A 14,844-nucleotide genomic window follows, 5' to 3' on the forward strand; every position below is an offset into this window, starting at 1 on the left:
TATAACATGGGCTGGGGTCTTGTCACCCCGAAGACGCTGCAACGCAGCATCACGGGTTAATCTCCGCGCGTTTCTTTTTGCTGAGCCCTGCAACCACCATATCATAGGAGGCATGCAAGTGTTCTCGCAATTCAACATCCGACAGGCCGGGCTCGGCGTAATGCTGTAACCATTTCAACCCGCGGGACGCCATATAGGGCGCGGGCCGTATCCCCGGCGTGTCCGGCAGAACCTCAAAGGCGAGGTCCGATGCTTTGAACGTGAAGGCATCGGCTCCGTCGTTCCAGCCGCAGATGGCAAAGACCTTGCCGCCGACCTTCCAGACGTCCGAATTTCCCCATTGCACGACATGGGTTGTGGCGGGCAGGATTGCGCAAAATACGTTGAATTCTTCGCGGGTCATGGGGGGATGTATAGGCTGTGGTGATTGTAACGTCACCCTAAACCTGCTCCTGTGCCGGGTGTCAGAGTAGCAGGATGTGGAGCCGTTCTGGCCATGCGCCGATATGCTAATCGCCGGCGCAAGGCGCTGAAATGGCGCGGGCCAGTTGAGTAAGCGGGAGGGGCAACAATTTCGAAACCGGTAAAAAATAGGGTCAGCCCGCCGAGGGAGATGGACCTCTATCCTCCCATCAAACGGGTGCTGGAGGGTCAGGGGTATGAGGTAAAGGCCGAGGTTGGCGCGGCAGATGTCGTGGCCCTGCGTGGATCTGAGGATCCGGTGGTGGTGGAGTTGAAGCTATCCCCTTCGCTGGCGTTGTTTTATCAATGCATCGCGCGTTTGGCTGTGACGGATGCTGTTTACATGGGTTTCGTGCATCAACCCGGCAAGCGAGGGCAGAAGTCACGCAAGCAGGTGATTTCAATGGCGCGCAGGTTGGGGTTGGGGGTGATGACGGTGCGCTTCTCGGATGGGTTTGTAGAGGTGCATTGCGATCCGGGGCCTTACACGCCGCGCAAATCGCTCAAGCGTAAAGCCGCGATGATTCGCGAGTTTGCGCGCCGCACGGGCGATCCCAATGCCGGGGGGCAGACGCGTTTGGGGTTGGTCACGTCCTATCGTCAGGACGCTTTGCGATGTGCGGCGCATCTGGCCGAGAACGGCGAGAGCCGGGGGGCGCAGGTTGCCAGGGCAGCCGGGGTGCCGACAGCCACGCGTTTGATGCGCGACAATCATTATGGCTGGTTTGAGCGTGTGTCCAAGGGGGTTTATGCCCTGACGGATGAAGGACGTGCGGGGCTGGTGCATTGGGCATATAGCTGGGAGGACCCTTAAGCGGGCTGGTGATTTTACAAGGTGTGAGTGTGATAAATTTTTCACGATCGGGCTGTTGACACCTTGTCGGGTGATGCCTAGCTATGCGCCGTTAGCACTCGATAGGCATGAGTGATAACGGTTCGGGTGTGAAAGACTTGACCCCGGATCAATTGGGAGAAACTTTGAGCCTTAAGGAGCTGCAAAGATGGCATTGAAACCGCTTCATGACCGCGTGCTGGTACGCCGCACGGAAAGCGAAGAGAAAACATCCGGTGGATTGATCATCCCCGATAGCGCAAAAGAAAAGCCCTCCGAGGGTGAAGTTGTCGCTTGCGGCGAAGGTGCGCGCAAGGACAGTGGTGAGCTGATCGAGATGGCCGTCAAGACGGGCGACAAGATCCTGTTCGGCAAATGGTCCGGTACAGAAGTCACGCTGGATGGCGAAGAACTGCTGATGATGAAGGAAAGCGATATCATGGGGATCATCGAGTAAGCCACCGGGCCGGCTCGATGGTGGCCTAAAAGCCCACCCTACGACATATCGCTGAACTTAACTGATTATTCTCAAGAGGAGAAATGAATATGGCTGCTAAGGACGTCAAATTCGACACCGACGCCCGCAACAAAATGCTCAAGGGTGTGAACATCCTGGCAAATGCGGTAAAAGTCACGCTGGGCCCGAAAGGTCGTAACGTGGTTCTGGACAAATCTTTCGGCGCTCCGCGCATCACCAAAGATGGTGTATCCGTGGCGAAAGAGATCGAACTGGAAGATAAGTTCGAGAATATGGGCGCACAGATGGTCAAGGAAGTTGCTTCCCGAACCAACGACGAAGCAGGCGACGGGACAACCACGGCGACTGTTTTGGCCCAGGCCATCGTCAAAGAAGGCATGAAATCGGTTGCGGCTGGCATGAACCCGATGGATCTCAAGCGCGGCATCGATCTGGCGACAGCGAAAGTCGTCGAAGCGATCAAAGCGGCGGCGCGTCCTGTTTCGGACAGCGACGAAGTTGCGCAGGTCGGTACGATTTCCGCCAATGGCGAATCTGAGATCGGTCAGCAAATCGCGGATGCGATGCAGAAAGTCGGCAATGAGGGTGTGATCACCGTCGAAGAGAACAAAGGTCTGGAAACAGAAACAGACGTTGTTGAAGGCATGCAGTTCGACCGCGGTTACCTGTCGCCTTACTTTGTCACCAACGCCGACAAGATGACAACCGAGCTGGAAGACTGCATCGTCTTGTTGCACGAGAAGAAGCTGTCTTCTTTGCAGCCCATGGTGCCGCTCCTGGAGCAGGTCATTCAGTCGCAAAAGCCACTGCTGATCATCGCAGAAGACGTTGAGGGCGAAGCCCTGGCGACATTGGTTGTGAACAAATTGCGTGGCGGTCTGAAAATCGCAGCGGTCAAAGCACCTGGTTTCGGCGATCGTCGCAAAGCCATGTTGCAGGACCTTGCGATCCTCACAGGTGGTCAGGTGATTTCCGAAGATCTGGGCATGAAGCTTGAGTCCGTCACAATGGACATGCTGGGGTCTGCCAAGAAGGTTCAGATCACCAAGGACGAGACCACAATCGTTGACGGTGCCGGTGAGAAAGCCGAGATCGAAGCACGCGTGACGCAGATCCGTACGCAGATCGAAGAAACCACATCCGATTATGACCGTGAAAAGCTGCAAGAGCGTGTTGCCAAATTGGCAGGCGGTGTTGCTGTGATCCGCGTCGGCGGCATGACAGAAACCGAAGTCAAAGAGCGTAAAGACCGCGTTGATGATGCGCTGAACGCCACACGTGCGGCTGTTCAGGAAGGTATCGTCGTGGGTGGTGGTGTTGCACTGGTTCAGGCCGGTAAAACGCTCAGCGACCTCAAGGGTGCGAACTCCGATCAGGACATCGGTATTTCGATCATCCGTAAAGCGCTCGAAGCACCGCTGCGTCAGATCGCAGAGAACTCTGGTGTTGACGGTTCCGTTGTCGCGGGCAAAATCCGTGAAAGCGACGATCCCAAGTTCGGCTTTAACGCGCAGACCGAAGAATATGGTGACATGTTCGCTTTCGGTGTGATTGATCCAGCCAAAGTGGTGCGTCATGCATTGCAGGATGCAGCCTCCATCGCCGGTCTGTTGATCACAACAGAAGCCATGGTTGCAGATAAGCCCGCCAAAGAAGGCGCGCCTGCCGGTGGTGGCATGCCCGACATGGGCGGCATGGGCGGCATGATGTAAATCAGCTGACTTGCTACAGGATTGGGCTCGCCTTCCGGCGGGCCCTTTTTCGTTTGGGGGCGGGGCGTGTCGTAACCAAAAGATCGCTCCTCCCGCAAAACGGCGTTGGCTGTCCTGCCGCGCGCGGTGTGTGATCGTGCACAAGGGGCTGTTAACAGTGTCTTTAGCAGGCGGTGCTAGCCTGCGCGGGTCAACCACTCCAAGGATCGCGCCTCCATGAACCGCACTGTTTCAATAGATGAAGCCGACACACCTCTTGCGCTGAGCAATACCTCGCCTGATTCCAAGGAAATCGAGGATTTCATCTATTTGATCAGCCATGATGTACGCAACTCCGTGCGTGCCTTGATCGAATTGCCGCAATGGATTGTCGAAGACCTTGAACAGGCGGGTGTGAAGATTGACGGGCCGGTTGCCGAAAGTATCGACCTTATGAATCGACATACAGGCCGGTTGGATCGGATGCTTGTGGATCTTCTGACCTTTTCACGCATTGGACGGATGCAGAAAATTGAAACCGTTGATGTCGGTGCGGCGCTGGACGACGTACTCGAAGATGCGCGCATCCCCCCCGGTTTTCAGGTTTCACGGGAGTTGGAGTGCACCGAAGTAAGGATGGGAGAGCGGGATTTTCTCACGCTGTTGACGTCATTGATTTCTAACGCAGTTAAGCACAATGAAGCTGCGACAGGCAGGATTATTATATCCTGCCGTCGCGATGGCGCGCATGTGTTGGTTTCTGTTAGCGACGATGGGCCGGGCATTCCGCATGCCTATCGTGACCGTGTTTTTGGGGTCATGACCACGTTGAAGCCGCGCGACGAGGTGGAGGGCAGCGGAATGGGACTGGCGATTGTCCGCAAAATTGCGAAAATCTACCATGGTGACGCAAAAGTTATCGAAAACGGAAACGGTACGGGAATAACTCTGGAAGTCAAATTGGAGGCCTGATTCACCGGTTTTGAATGCGAGTTGTGGCATGAAGTGGCCCCGTTTTGGCTTTTGGCTGTATCGCAGCCCGAAACAGCTTCTTGGCCTGTCACAATAGAACCGATAAGCCACAATCATGCGTATCGTCCTTCTGACATCCTTCACAATGATCGCCTTTGCGGCGAATTCTCTTTTGACCCGGCTAGCGGTTGAAACCGGCTCCATCGACCCGAACAGTTTCGCGCTGATCAGGGTTCTTTCGGGGGCCGTCGTCCTCGCATCGATACTGTTCTTGAGAGGCGGCAAGCTACAGCTGTTCGCACCCGCTCGGTTTCTTGGGGCGGCTAGTCTGGCCGCCTATATGGCTGGATTTTCTTTGGCTTACCTGACATTGGATGCCGGGCTTGGCGCGCTGATCCTTTTCGGCGTGGTGCAAATGTCGATGTTCGCGCAGGGTGCCGTGACCGGCAAACGCCCCACGACACGCCAACTCGCGGGTGCCGCGCTCGCATTTACCGGGCTACTTTTCGCGCTTTGGCCTGGAAATGGGGGCCAGTCTGATCCAGTGGGCGCCGGTTTCATGGTTTTGGCGGGGCTGGGCTGGGCCGCCTATACGATTTCCGGCCGCGGCACCGCTGATCCTCTGGCAGCAACGACCGCAAACTTCATACTTTGTTTGCCGCTGTTAACGGTTCTAATCGCCGGTTTCGTGACACATGCCTCTTTGATGGGGGTCGGTCTGGCCATCGTCTGCGGGGGTATCACGTCGGGCTTGGGCTATGCGTTATGGTACAGGGTTTTGCCGAGGCTGCAGGGCAATGTGGCTGCAGTCGTTCAGCTCAGCGTCCCCCTCATCGCGCTGCTTGGGGGCGGGCTGTTGCTGGGGGAGACCTGGACGCCAATGTTGCTGGTCGCGACGGTTCTGGTCATTACCGGAATCGCGGTGGCCGTCATATCACGATCCGTTCCAGCGGATCGTAAGTGAAGCCATTGGCTTGTGAAAACGCAACCTGGGCCAGGCTCGCGGGTTTGAAATGAAGCTCCGTCATTTCGTCTTCGCGCGCCCAGACGTGGCGGTTAACGATATTCTCCGGGTCCTTCCAATCCTCAGCGATGTGATGCGTCCCGAGAAGTTCACAGCGGAAAAATACTTCGACCTGGTGAAACCCGGTGCGCGGATCATGAAACTCATTCACCAGACAAGGCGTGTTCACGCGCACCCGCAATCCGGTCTCTTCGTGAACTTCGCGCACCAGATTTTCGGGCAAGGAGGTGCCTGGCTCCACGCCGCCTCCCGGAGCGCATAAAAGCGTGCTGCGCGCCTTGGGCCAGGCGTTCACCAAGAGCAGCTTTGCCTCGTGGATAATCACAGCACGGGCCGCGAGACGGACAGGTTTTTTGAGCATTGCGACAGATTCCGATAAAACCGCGTGGCGTTACACTTTCGCTGGATCAATAATGACACTATCTCCGGGGGTATGACCAGAGCCGTGAAAACTCTTCTGACCGCCTGTGCGCTGATCCTGGCCGCCTCATCGGCCTCTGCGCGCTGTGTGGTGTTGTTGCATGGGCTGGCGCGCACCGAATTTTCCTTTGCTTTGATGGAGGCCGCATTGAATGCAGAGGATTACACGGTCGTGCGTCCGGGGTATCCGTCGACAACCGCCCCCATTGCGGATCTGGTGGCGCGCACGTTGCCTGATGCCATGGCCAAATGCGGTCCACGCGGCCAGGTTGATTTTGTAACCCACTCCATGGGTGGCATTTTACTGCGCCAATGGGTCAGCGATACGGCACCGGAGCGGCTGGGACGCGTGGTCATGCTGGCCCCACCCAATCAGGGCAGCGAGGTTGTTGATGCCTTTTCCGATATTGAGGCCTTTGACTGGATCAACGGGCCGGCGGGCGGCCAATTGGGGACCGGGCCCGATGATTTGCCACGCAGCCTGCCCCCTGTAACCTTCGATCTTGGTGTGATCGCAGGCGATCAATCGCTCAATCCGTATTTCTCCTCGCTGTTACCGGGGCGTGATGATGGCAAGGTTTCGGTTGCCTCGACGCGGGTTGCGGGCATGAATGACCACATCGTTTTGCCGGTTACGCATACTTTCATGATGAATAATCCACGCGTCATTGCGCAGACGGTGTCTTTCCTGACGACGGGAAAATTTGATCGATCCCTGTCGTGGTTTGATGCCGTGCTCTCCCAATTGGGGTGTCCGGATGGTAATTGCATACCGGATGTGGGGGCGATGATTGGCGAACCTTGAGTTTCAGGGCGGGCAGGTTCTGCTCCCATCGGGGCTTGCGCGCGAAACCCTGGCGATCTCGGGGGATGTGATCGCGCCGCCCTGTGATGCGCGCGCCATTGATCTGCGTGGGTTTTGGGTGCTTCCCGGTATCATCGATCTACACGGGGATGGCTTTGAGCGACATCTGGCACCGCGCCGCGGGGCGATGAAGCAGATGGCCGAAGGGATTGTCGCCACCGAAGCGGAACTTGCGGCAAACGGTATCACCACGGCGATCTTGGCGCAGTTTATCAGCTGGGAAGGGGGGCTGCGGGGCGAGCAATTTGCAGATCAGGTGTTCTGCGCAATTCGGGATACGGCACCGCACCTCGTGACGGACATTCGCGCGCAGCTCCGGCTCGAAATCCACCTGTTGGATTTGTTTCAAACCCTGCCGGATCGCATGATCGATTGGGGTGTCGATTACATCGTGTTCAATGACCATCTGCCACACGCGCGTCTGGCGCAAGGACGTCAACCGCCCAGGATGGTGGGGCAGGCGTTGAAGGCGGGGCGCAATCCGGAGGCTCATTTTGCGATGATGCTGGCCCTGCACGCACAGGCGCGCGACGTCCCCGCAGCTTTGGACGAACTCTGCGCCGCCTTGCAAAAACGCCAGATCCGCATGGGCAGCCATGATGATGCCACGAAATCTGCGCGTGATACCTGGCACCGGCGGGGGACCTGTATCGCGGAATTTCCCGAAACGCTGGAGGCTGCAGAGGCTGCGCGGGATGCGGGGGACGCGGTTATTCTGGGCGCACCAAATGTCGTGCGCGGCGGTTCGCACAAAGGCAACGTCTCGGCGCTGGAGCTGATTTCCATGGGGCTCTGTGACGCGGTGGCTTCGGATTATCACTATCCGAGCCCGCGGCGCGCAGCCTTGATACTGGCCAAAAGCGGGGTTGCCGATCTGCCCACGGCCTGGGGTTTGATCTCGGCCGGGCCCGCGCGCATTTTGGGGTTGGAGGATCGCGGGACGCTTGAGGCGGGCAAGCGCGCCGATATCGTCATTCTAGATGCTCAGACCCAGCGGGTTGCCGCGACGATGGTCGCCGGGCGCTTCAGCTATATGTCAGGTGAAATCGCGGAACGTTTCATCGCGCCCTAGCGCACCTACTTAACGATCCGGTTGACATGGCCCATCTTGCGTCCCGGCTTGGTTTCGGATTTTCCATATAGATGCACGGCGCAATTGGGCTCTTTTGCCAAATCCGCCACCTGTTTCACATCCGCACCAATCAGGTTTTCCATGATCACATCGGCGTAGCGGGATCCATTGCCCAAGGGCCATCCGGCCAGCGCGCGGATATGTTGTTCAAACTGATCCACGGTGCAGCCGTTCTGGGTCCAATGCCCTGAATTATGCACGCGCGGTGCGATTTCATTCACGATCAGACCGGCGCGGGTGACAAAAAGCTCAACCCCCAAGACGCCGACGTATTCCAGCGCATTCAGGATCTTTGCCGCGATTAAAACCGCGTCCGTGCGCATTGAGGCGTTCAGCCGCGCGGGGACTTTTGTCGTGTGCAGGATGCCGTCACGATGGACGTTTTCGCCCGGATCAAAACAGGCGATATCGCCTTGCGGGCTGCGTGCCGCAATGACGGAAACCTCATGGGTGAATTCCACGAACCCCTCCAGGATCGCGGGTTGTCCGGCCATGTCTGCCCAGGCGGGCGCGATATCCTGTGGGGTTTTCAGGCGGGCCTGGCCCTTGCCGTCATAGCCGAAACGGCGGGTCTTGAGGATGCCAGGCGTGCCAATGGTCTCAACGGCTTTTTCGAGCGCGTCGTGGTCGGGGACATCGGCAAAGGGCGCAACCGTCAGGCCTAGGTTTTGTAGAAATTGCTTTTCGCTCAGGCGGTCCTGACTGACCCGCAGCGCCTCACGACCCGGGCGGATTTGCACGTATTTTTCGATGATATTCAAAGCAGAAGTCGGAATGTTTTCAAACTCATAGGTCACGATATCGACGCTTTGTGCAAAGCGGGCCAGCGCGTCAGCATCTGTATAGGGCGCGGTTGTGAGCCGGTGTGCAACCTGCGCGGCGGGCGGTTCGCCGCCGGGCTCAAACACATGCGTCTTGAAGCCCAGTCGCGCCGCGGCAACCGACAGCATCCGGCCCAATTGCCCACCGCCCAGAATTCCGATCGTTGCACCGCTTGAGAGGGGGTCAGACATCGCTTGGCATCTCGGGAATGGACGCAGAGAGGGCCGCGCGCCATGCGTCCAGACGTGTGGCAAGTGCGGGGTCTTGCAAAGCAAGAATGCCAGCGGCCATCAAGGCGGCATTTGCCGCACCCGCCACGCCGATTGCCATGGTCGCCACCGGATAGCCGCGCGGCATCTGCACGATCGAATAGAGCGAATCGACCCCGGAGAGCGCCTTCGTCTGTACCGGAACGCCCACGACGGGGACGCGCGTTTTTGACGCCATCATGCCCGGAAGATGGGCGGCACCTCCGGCACCGGCGATGATCACCTGCAGACCGCGTTCAGCCGCCGTTTTGCCATAGTCCCACAGCCGGTCCGGCGTGCGATGCGCCGAAACGATCCGGGTCTCATAAGCCACCCCCAATTCGTCCAGCAGAGTTGCGGCCTCGCGCAGGGTGGGCCAGTCGGACTGGCTGCCCATGATAATTCCGACAACAGGTACGGTCATGTCAAAGGCTCCTCCGGCCCAATGTCTAAAGGCGGCACTATAGCCAAACCGCGCGCGTAGGCAATGCGCTGAAAATCCTGTCTCAAAAGGGGCTTAGGCGATAATGTCGGGGGTCAGGCGATCTTCGATCTGAGCGATAAGATCCTTGAGGCGCAATTTGCGTTTCTTCAGCCTTTGCAACGTCAATTGATCCCCCACGCCTTTTTCGCTCAGCGCCTGAATGGCGTCATCCAAATCTCGGTGCTCGCGTCGAAACACGGCAAGTTCGACACGCAAGACTTCGTCCGTTTTCATGGACAGATCGGTGGGGGCATTCATTTTGTATGATTCCGTTTGACGTCTCGCGCCTAACATAAGCGTTCACCATCTCCGCGCCTAGCCCTTGTGTCAGCGCATGTTGTTACCCATATTTAATATGTAGGCGGCCGTTGTGGAGCCTGCAGATGACTGTCGCTTGTCGCATGAGGACGTGTCGCATGACTAAAATGACCTTGGCTTCTTATCCCCACATGCTGGGGTTTGAACAACTCGAACGCCTGCTGGAGCGCACCGCGAAGTCCGGCAACGAAGGCTATCCGCCTTTCAACATTGAACAAACGTCGGATCTCTCTTACCGCATCACGCTTGCTGTGGCCGGTTTCGCCGAAGACGACCTTTCGATTACCGTCGAAGATCGTCAATTGGTGATCCGCGGGCGTCAGCACGATGATGGTGAGGGGCGAGTTTATCTGCACCGGGGTATTGCCGCAAGACAGTTTCAGCGCAGCTTTGTGCTCGCCGATGGCGTGGACGTGGGCGAGGCCATTATTGAAAACGGCCTGCTGCACGTGGATCTGAGCCGGGCAAAGCCGCAAACGGTGGTCAAGACGATCAACATCAAGAAAGGGTGAGCAGATGCAGGAACCACAAGAACCAGCTGAAACGGCACCGAGTGAAAACCGCATCGTCTATGTCAAAGTCGTTGATGTGAAGGAATTACCCAGCGAAGTCCGCGATCAGGCGGGCGATTTGAACCAACTCTACGCGGTGCATGACAGTGAAGGGCAGCAACTGGCGCTGGTGGCTGATCGCAACCTGGCCTTTCGTCTGGCGCGGCAAAACGATTATGCGCCCGTGGCGGTGCATTGACGCACTGACAGGGGAAGGAAATTGGTGGAATGGGCCGCGGGGTGACTGCGGCCTTATGCCGTTTTGGGGGGATTATGAGGTTTGATTTCGATTGGGTGGATGCCTTCAGCGATGTGCCCTTCGGGGGCAATGGCTGTGCGGTTGTGCATGGGGGCGCGGAGCTGTCGAATGCCGTCTGCATGGAATATGTCAAGGAAACATCCTTGGTGGAATGTACCTTTACCGGGCCGTCGGATGTGGCGGACCTGCGGGTGCGGTATTTCCTTGCGAGCCGTGAAATTCCTTTTGCCGGGCACCCCACGATTGCTACCGTAATGGCGGCGCGTGCGCGCGGTTTGGTCTGTGATGGCGCGTTAACGCTGGAGACGCAGGCCGGGATCATCCCGGTGGAGGTTCACGGCAGCCAGGTCAAAATGACCCAGAACACGCCTGTTTTTGGCAAGAAGGTTCCCAAGGAAATCGTGGCTGCGGTCGGCGGTTTGGATGCGGGCGACATCATCGCGCCGCCGCAGATCGTATCCACTGGCCTGCCGTTTTGCGTCACGGTCCTTAAGGATCGCACGGCGCTGGATCGCTTGGTGCTGGACGTACCGGCGCTGCACGCCTTGGGGCGTTTTCTGGACCAGCCTGACATTGATTTGATGGAACCCTTTTGGGTCACCATGTCAGGTGCAACCGCGCAGGGCGACACGTATTCCCGGCTGCTTTTGGCACCACCAAGCCCGGCAGAGGATGCCTTTACCGGTTCGGCCACGGGCGCGATGGCGGCCTATTTGTGGGAAAACGGCCTGATCAACTCTCCGGATTTTATTGCCGAGCAAGGGCACAGCATAGGCCGTCCCGGCAAAGCGAGCGTGCGCGTGCTGGGGGACCCCGGCGCGATCACAGGTGTCGAGGTCTCAGGGCAGGGTATCATTGTGATGTCTGGCAATGTGTTCTTGCCCGGATCCCACTAGGACATGCTTGCCCGACCATGCGCCCCAGGTCGGTAAAATGGCTTTACTGCGGCGGTACTTGTATCGCTGTGTTGAAGGGTTAAATCGCGATTTGCTTGCGCCGGGTCCAATGGCAGAGCAATGTAATCTTCCCGCAGAAAAAGCCGTCCAACGCAGTCGTCTTGGGGCTTTGAGAGCCCGTATATCAATCTCGCCAATGCCATCATCGCCATATCAAGCCGCCCTGCGCAAGATCACGGGGAGGCCCCCCTTTGGTTTCGGGATCGGCATACGGTGCCATTTTGGGGGCGGGCCGGCCAGCTCAACGCGGCGCTCCCGCAGCAGGGTCGCCACAAAGAGCTTTACCTGCATCGTCGAGAAGTGCATCCCCAAACACTTATGCGCGCCACCACCGAAGGGGGACCAGGCGAACCTGTGTTTCAGATCTTCGGCGCGTGTCTTTGAGAAACGTTCCGGGTCAAATGCGGTGGGGTTGCTGAAATGCTCTGGGGAGAGCATCGTGACGCCCGGATTGAGAGAAAGCGACGTCCCGGCGGGAATATCAAACCCTTTCCAGTGGAAATCCTTGATCGCCATGCGTGGAATGAAGGGGACGGGCGGCACCAGACGCAGGGCCTCGCGAAACACCAGATTGGTTTGCGCCATCTTGCCCAATGCCTCCTCATCAAGCGGGCCGTCTCCGAGCCCGGCCACTTCCTCTGCCAACCGGTCCTGCCATTCGGGGTGCTCCCCCAAAGCCGCGATGATCACGGAGAGCGCGGTTGCCGTGGTGTCATGTGCCGCCATAATCAACAGATTGAATTGTTCCAGAATCTGATCCTCGTCCCAGCCCTGACCGTCTTCGTCCTTGGCAATGCACATTTGCGAGAAGAAATCATCGCCCCCCTGCGCGCGGCGTTCCGGGATCAGGGTGCGGAAGGTCTCGATCAAAAACTGGCGTCCGCGCACACCACGCCACATCGGCGTGAAGGGGATCGGGCTGCGGATGGCCGTCACGGAGGCGCGGATTTCATCCTCTATGGCGCGGTTGACCTTGCGGGCCAGATCGCCGTCCAGCGGCAGCCCCATGAAAACCGCACCGCCCAGTTTCAGGGTCAGGTCTTTGACCGCCTTATAGAAACAAAACGCCTCGCCATCGGGCCAGGTGTCCAGAAGCGTCTTCATCGCGCCACACATGCGCAACCGATAATCGCGGATGGCAGAGGCGCGAAAAGCGGCCTGCATGATGCGCCGGTTTGCACGGTGGTGGTCAAAGTCCTGCAACAAAAGCCCGCCGGGGTAGATCAGTTGCAAGGCATCCCAGCCCCCCTGCGAGGAGAAGTTACGCTCCTTGTCCAGCAGCACCATTTCCATCGCATCCACGCCACATAGGTTCACCCGCCAGACGCCCAGCATGTTGACCTTGTAAACCGACCCGTAGCGCTTGATGTAGTCCTGCTGCGTGCCATAGGCATCCCGCACGATATCAAAGGTGTGACCAATCAATGGCTTGGCGGGCGGGCCGGGAATATGAGCCAGAGCAGCTTTTGTGGGCATGAAGGAGTCCTCGCTGGAAAAACAGAGCGCGCCGGGGATGGCGGCGGTCTGCTTTATCCAGCGAGGAGATGAGAGGCGTCTTAAGGCAGCGTACGCACGCAACACCCCTGTATAAGGATATGGATCAGGATGATGGACAAGCGCAGCCGGTCGATATTACTCGGCGGCGCTGGTGCTGACGTGCAGGGGTGCCTGAAATGCCGCGCTGTCGCTCTCTTGTTCTGCCAGGAAACGCTCTGCCTCGAGCGCGGCCATGCACCCCATGCCCGCGGATGTCACGGCTTGCCGGTATTTGTGGTCGGTCAGATCGCCCGCTGCAAAAACGCCCGGAATGGAGGTCTCTGTGCTGTCTGGTTTGGTCACGACATAGCCGCCCATATGGGTCTCCAACACGTCCTTGACCAGCTCATTTGAGGGCGCGTGACCGATGGCCACAAACACCCCTTTGGCCGGTATCTCTTGCAAAGCACCCGTTTGCACATGCCGCACGCGGATCGATTCAACGCCGAGCGGCGCGTCGGTGCCCAGGACCTCGTCCAATTCGTGAAACCACAGCGGCTCGATTTTGGGGTTTTTCATCAGCCGATCAATCAGGATTTTTTCTGCGCGCAATTCATCACGGCGGTGAACCAATGTGACTTTGGAGGCGAAATTGGTCAGGAACAGCGCCTCCTCGACGGCTGTATTGCCACCCCCAATCACGACGATCTCCTGTCCGCGATAGAAAAACCCGTCACAGGTTGCACAGGCGGACACGCCAAACCCCTTGAACTTTTCCTCAGACGGCAGGCCGAGCCATTTGGCGCGCGCACCGGTTGCCAGAATGACCGCATCGGCCACATATGTCGTACCGCTGTCGCCCTTGGCCACAAAGGGGCGTTGTTGCAGATTGAGATCGGTGATGATGTCGCCGATGATTTCGGTGCCCATTGCCTTGGCATGATCCTGCATCCGCACCATCAGATCCGGGCCTTGCACCTCGGTGTCACCGGGCCAGTTTTCGACCTCCGTGGTGGTGGTCAGCTGTCCTCCGGGCTCGATCCCTTGCACGAGGATCGGGTTCAGCATGGCCCGGCTGGCATAAACGCCAGCGGTATATCCGGCGGGTCCCGATCCGATGATAAGGACGCGTGTTTGTCTTGTCTCGGCCATAAAGCCCCCCAATCTCGTTGATAGCAGCGACATCGGATATATAGCGAGGCCAGACAAGCTTAAACCCCTTGTGTGTCGTTAAAGGAGCTTGGATCGACGTATGAGCACGAGCCAATTGAGAAACAATGTTGCGCAGCTGTGCAATATTATTGCTCATTGCGGCGGTGCTGTTATAACAACCGAAAAATCTGGGGGCAAAATGGCCGGGACTCGACTGGACGCAATTGATCGAAAAATTCTTGCGGAATTGCAGGCGGATGGGCGCATGACCAATGTCGAACTGGCAACGCGTGTTGGTATTTCCGCGCCGCCTTGTTTGCGACGGGTGCGCTCGTTGGAGGAGGCGGGGTTTATCAAGGGCTACCATGCGGATGTGGATGCGCGTGAGTTAGGCTTTGAGGTGCAGGTCTTTGCCATGGTGGGGCTCGCCAGCCAGGCCGAATCGGATTTGACGGCGTTTGAGGGCCGGTGCCGGGAATGGCCGCTTGTGCGCGAATGCCACATGCTGAATGGCGAAGTGGATTTCATTCTCAAATGCGTCGCACCCGATCTGTCGTCGTTTCAAAAATTCCTGACGGGTGACTTATTGACGACGCCAAATGTGGAGAGCGTCAAAACCTCCCTTGTCATCCGGGGCGCGAAAGATGATCCCGGCGTTCCTTTTGAGGTGCTTGAAGAGCGGCTGAAAAACTCCGCCTAGTC

The 14,844-nt window shown here is 57.9% G+C and carries 18 protein-coding genes; 11 read left to right on the forward strand and 7 right to left on the reverse strand.

Going from position 1 to position 14,844, the window contains the following annotated elements; translation table 11 throughout:
• Positions 1-49 precede the first annotated feature (49 nt).
• Positions 50-403: an MmcQ/YjbR family DNA-binding protein gene (locus tag ROLI_RS03600; protein ID WP_187428300.1), complete on the reverse strand. Its 354-nt coding sequence runs from the start codon at positions 401-403 to the stop codon at positions 50-52.
• A gap of 210 nt (positions 404-613) precedes the next feature.
• Here ROLI_RS03600 and ROLI_RS03605 point away from each other — a divergent pair, with 210 nt between their 5' ends.
• The 5 genes from ROLI_RS03605 (at position 614) to ROLI_RS03625 (ending at position 5,399) form a co-directional block, all read left to right on the forward strand.
• A complete protein-coding gene (locus ROLI_RS03605) occupies positions 614-1,276 on the forward strand; it encodes a DUF2161 domain-containing phosphodiesterase (protein ID WP_187428301.1) in 663 nt (220 codons plus the stop codon).
• Positions 1,277-1,463: 187 nt separating this feature from the next.
• The gene (groES, locus tag ROLI_RS03610) at positions 1,464-1,751 is read left to right on the forward strand and encodes a co-chaperone GroES (protein ID WP_187428302.1); all 288 of its coding nucleotides are present in this window, start codon (positions 1,464-1,466) and stop codon (positions 1,749-1,751) included.
• 89 nt (positions 1,752-1,840) lie between these two features.
• A complete protein-coding gene (gene groL / locus ROLI_RS03615) occupies positions 1,841-3,484 on the forward strand; it encodes a chaperonin GroEL (protein ID WP_187428303.1) in 1,644 nt (547 codons plus the stop codon).
• A gap of 216 nt (positions 3,485-3,700) precedes the next feature.
• The gene (locus ROLI_RS03620; protein ID WP_338469227.1) at positions 3,701-4,435 is read left to right on the forward strand and encodes an ATP-binding protein; all 735 of its coding nucleotides are present in this window, start codon (positions 3,701-3,703) and stop codon (positions 4,433-4,435) included.
• Positions 4,436-4,550: 115 nt separating this feature from the next.
• On the forward strand, positions 4,551-5,399 hold the full coding sequence (locus tag ROLI_RS03625; protein ID WP_187428305.1) for a DMT family transporter: 849 nt from the start codon (positions 4,551-4,553) through the stop codon (positions 5,397-5,399).
• Here ROLI_RS03625 and ROLI_RS03630 read toward each other — a convergent pair.
• Positions 5,365-5,820, reverse strand: a complete 456-nt coding sequence (locus tag ROLI_RS03630; protein ID WP_187428306.1) for an NUDIX domain-containing protein — start codon at positions 5,818-5,820, stop codon at positions 5,365-5,367. The two genes, ROLI_RS03625 and ROLI_RS03630, sit on opposite strands and share 35 nt — an antisense overlap.
• A 72-nt stretch (positions 5,821-5,892) precedes the next feature.
• On the opposite strand from ROLI_RS03630, the gene ROLI_RS03635 reads away from it, so the two are divergent.
• Together ROLI_RS03635 and ROLI_RS03640 are read left to right on the forward strand one after the other, a co-directional pair.
• Positions 5,893-6,684 carry an alpha/beta fold hydrolase gene (locus ROLI_RS03635; protein WP_187428307.1) on the forward strand — a complete coding sequence of 264 codons (792 nt, stop codon included), beginning with the start codon at positions 5,893-5,895 and terminating at the stop codon, positions 6,682-6,684.
• Positions 6,671-7,816 (forward strand): alpha-D-ribose 1-methylphosphonate 5-triphosphate diphosphatase, encoded by a 1,146-nt coding sequence (locus ROLI_RS03640; protein WP_187428308.1) that lies wholly within the window; start codon positions 6,671-6,673, stop codon positions 7,814-7,816. The genes ROLI_RS03635 and ROLI_RS03640 overlap by 14 nt, the downstream gene beginning before the upstream one ends.
• A gap of 5 nt (positions 7,817-7,821) precedes the next feature.
• On the opposite strand, the gene ROLI_RS03645 is transcribed toward ROLI_RS03640, so the two are convergent.
• The 3 genes from ROLI_RS03645 to ROLI_RS03655 form a co-directional block, all read right to left on the reverse strand.
• Positions 7,822-8,889 carry a 5-(carboxyamino)imidazole ribonucleotide synthase gene (locus ROLI_RS03645; protein ID WP_187428309.1) on the reverse strand — a complete coding sequence of 356 codons (1,068 nt, stop codon included), beginning with the start codon at positions 8,887-8,889 and terminating at the stop codon, positions 7,822-7,824.
• On the reverse strand, positions 8,882-9,370 hold the full coding sequence (gene purE, locus ROLI_RS03650) for a 5-(carboxyamino)imidazole ribonucleotide mutase (RefSeq protein ID WP_187428310.1): 489 nt from the start codon (positions 9,368-9,370) through the stop codon (positions 8,882-8,884). Before purE ends, ROLI_RS03645 begins: the two co-directional genes overlap by 8 nt.
• 93 nt (positions 9,371-9,463) lie before the next feature.
• The gene (locus ROLI_RS03655) at positions 9,464-9,688 is read right to left on the reverse strand and encodes a YdcH family protein (RefSeq protein WP_187428311.1); all 225 of its coding nucleotides are present in this window, start codon (positions 9,686-9,688) and stop codon (positions 9,464-9,466) included.
• A 158-nt stretch (positions 9,689-9,846) separates the two neighbouring features.
• Between ROLI_RS03655 and ROLI_RS03660 the strand changes: the two genes are divergently transcribed.
• The 3 genes from ROLI_RS03660 to ROLI_RS03670 all read left to right on the forward strand — a co-directional run bounded on the left by ROLI_RS03660 (position 9,847) and on the right by ROLI_RS03670 (position 11,454).
• Positions 9,847-10,260: an Hsp20 family protein gene (locus ROLI_RS03660; protein WP_187428312.1), complete on the forward strand. Its 414-nt coding sequence runs from the start codon at positions 9,847-9,849 to the stop codon at positions 10,258-10,260.
• A 4-nt stretch (positions 10,261-10,264) separates the two neighbouring features.
• Complete coding sequence (locus ROLI_RS03665; RefSeq protein WP_187428313.1) at positions 10,265-10,498, forward strand: DUF1150 family protein; 234 nt, start codon at positions 10,265-10,267, stop codon at positions 10,496-10,498.
• Between the two features lie 74 nt (positions 10,499-10,572).
• Positions 10,573-11,454, forward strand: a complete 882-nt coding sequence (locus ROLI_RS03670; protein ID WP_187428314.1) for a PhzF family phenazine biosynthesis protein — start codon at positions 10,573-10,575, stop codon at positions 11,452-11,454.
• Between the two features lie 213 nt (positions 11,455-11,667).
• On the opposite strand, the gene ROLI_RS03675 is transcribed toward ROLI_RS03670, so the two are convergent.
• A complete protein-coding gene (locus ROLI_RS03675; protein ID WP_187428315.1) occupies positions 11,668-12,990 on the reverse strand; it encodes a cytochrome P450 in 1,323 nt (440 codons plus the stop codon).
• A 156-nt stretch (positions 12,991-13,146) separates the two neighbouring features.
• Positions 13,147-14,142: a thioredoxin-disulfide reductase gene (gene trxB, locus ROLI_RS03680; protein ID WP_187428316.1), complete on the reverse strand. Its 996-nt coding sequence runs from the start codon at positions 14,140-14,142 to the stop codon at positions 13,147-13,149.
• A 199-nt stretch (positions 14,143-14,341) separates the two neighbouring features.
• Here trxB and ROLI_RS03685 point away from each other — a divergent pair, with 199 nt between their 5' ends.
• Positions 14,342-14,842 (forward strand): Lrp/AsnC family transcriptional regulator, encoded by a 501-nt coding sequence (locus ROLI_RS03685; RefSeq protein ID WP_187428317.1) that lies wholly within the window; start codon positions 14,342-14,344, stop codon positions 14,840-14,842.
• The last annotated feature ends 2 nt before the right edge of the window (positions 14,843-14,844 follow it).

Source organism: Roseobacter fucihabitans, from assembly GCF_014337925.2.
In the GTDB taxonomy this organism is placed as follows: Bacteria; Pseudomonadota; Alphaproteobacteria; order Rhodobacterales; family Rhodobacteraceae; genus Roseobacter; species Roseobacter fucihabitans.

Bases quoted from the DNA above. Each gene is read 5' to 3' on its own strand.
- ROLI_RS03600 (WP_187428300.1), bottom strand. From the start codon at position 403: ATGACCCGCGAAGAATTCAACGTATTTTGCGCAATCCTGCCCGCCACA.
- ROLI_RS03605 (WP_187428301.1), top strand. From the start codon at position 614: ATGGACCTCTATCCTCCCATCAAACGGGTGCTGGAGGGTCAGGGGTAT.
- groES (WP_187428302.1), top strand. From the start codon at position 1,464: ATGGCATTGAAACCGCTTCATGACCGCGTGCTGGTACGCCGCACGGAA.
- groL (WP_187428303.1), top strand. From the start codon at position 1,841: ATGGCTGCTAAGGACGTCAAATTCGACACCGACGCCCGCAACAAAATG.
- ROLI_RS03620 (WP_338469227.1), top strand. From the start codon at position 3,701: ATGAACCGCACTGTTTCAATAGATGAAGCCGACACACCTCTTGCGCTG.
- ROLI_RS03625 (WP_187428305.1), top strand. From the start codon at position 4,551: ATGCGTATCGTCCTTCTGACATCCTTCACAATGATCGCCTTTGCGGCG.
- ROLI_RS03630 (WP_187428306.1), bottom strand. From the start codon at position 5,820: ATGCTCAAAAAACCTGTCCGTCTCGCGGCCCGTGCTGTGATTATCCAC.
- ROLI_RS03635 (WP_187428307.1), top strand. From the start codon at position 5,893: ATGACCAGAGCCGTGAAAACTCTTCTGACCGCCTGTGCGCTGATCCTG.
- ROLI_RS03645 (WP_187428309.1), bottom strand. From the start codon at position 8,889: ATGTCTGACCCCCTCTCAAGCGGTGCAACGATCGGAATTCTGGGCGGT.
- purE (WP_187428310.1), bottom strand. From the start codon at position 9,370: ATGACCGTACCTGTTGTCGGAATTATCATGGGCAGCCAGTCCGACTGG.
- ROLI_RS03655 (WP_187428311.1), bottom strand. From the start codon at position 9,688: ATGAATGCCCCCACCGATCTGTCCATGAAAACGGACGAAGTCTTGCGT.
- ROLI_RS03660 (WP_187428312.1), top strand. From the start codon at position 9,847: ATGACTAAAATGACCTTGGCTTCTTATCCCCACATGCTGGGGTTTGAA.
- ROLI_RS03665 (WP_187428313.1), top strand. From the start codon at position 10,265: ATGCAGGAACCACAAGAACCAGCTGAAACGGCACCGAGTGAAAACCGC.
- ROLI_RS03670 (WP_187428314.1), top strand. From the start codon at position 10,573: ATGAGGTTTGATTTCGATTGGGTGGATGCCTTCAGCGATGTGCCCTTC.
- ROLI_RS03675 (WP_187428315.1), bottom strand. From the start codon at position 12,990: ATGCCCACAAAAGCTGCTCTGGCTCATATTCCCGGCCCGCCCGCCAAG.
- trxB (WP_187428316.1), bottom strand. From the start codon at position 14,142: ATGGCCGAGACAAGACAAACACGCGTCCTTATCATCGGATCGGGACCC.
- ROLI_RS03685 (WP_187428317.1), top strand. From the start codon at position 14,342: ATGGCCGGGACTCGACTGGACGCAATTGATCGAAAAATTCTTGCGGAA.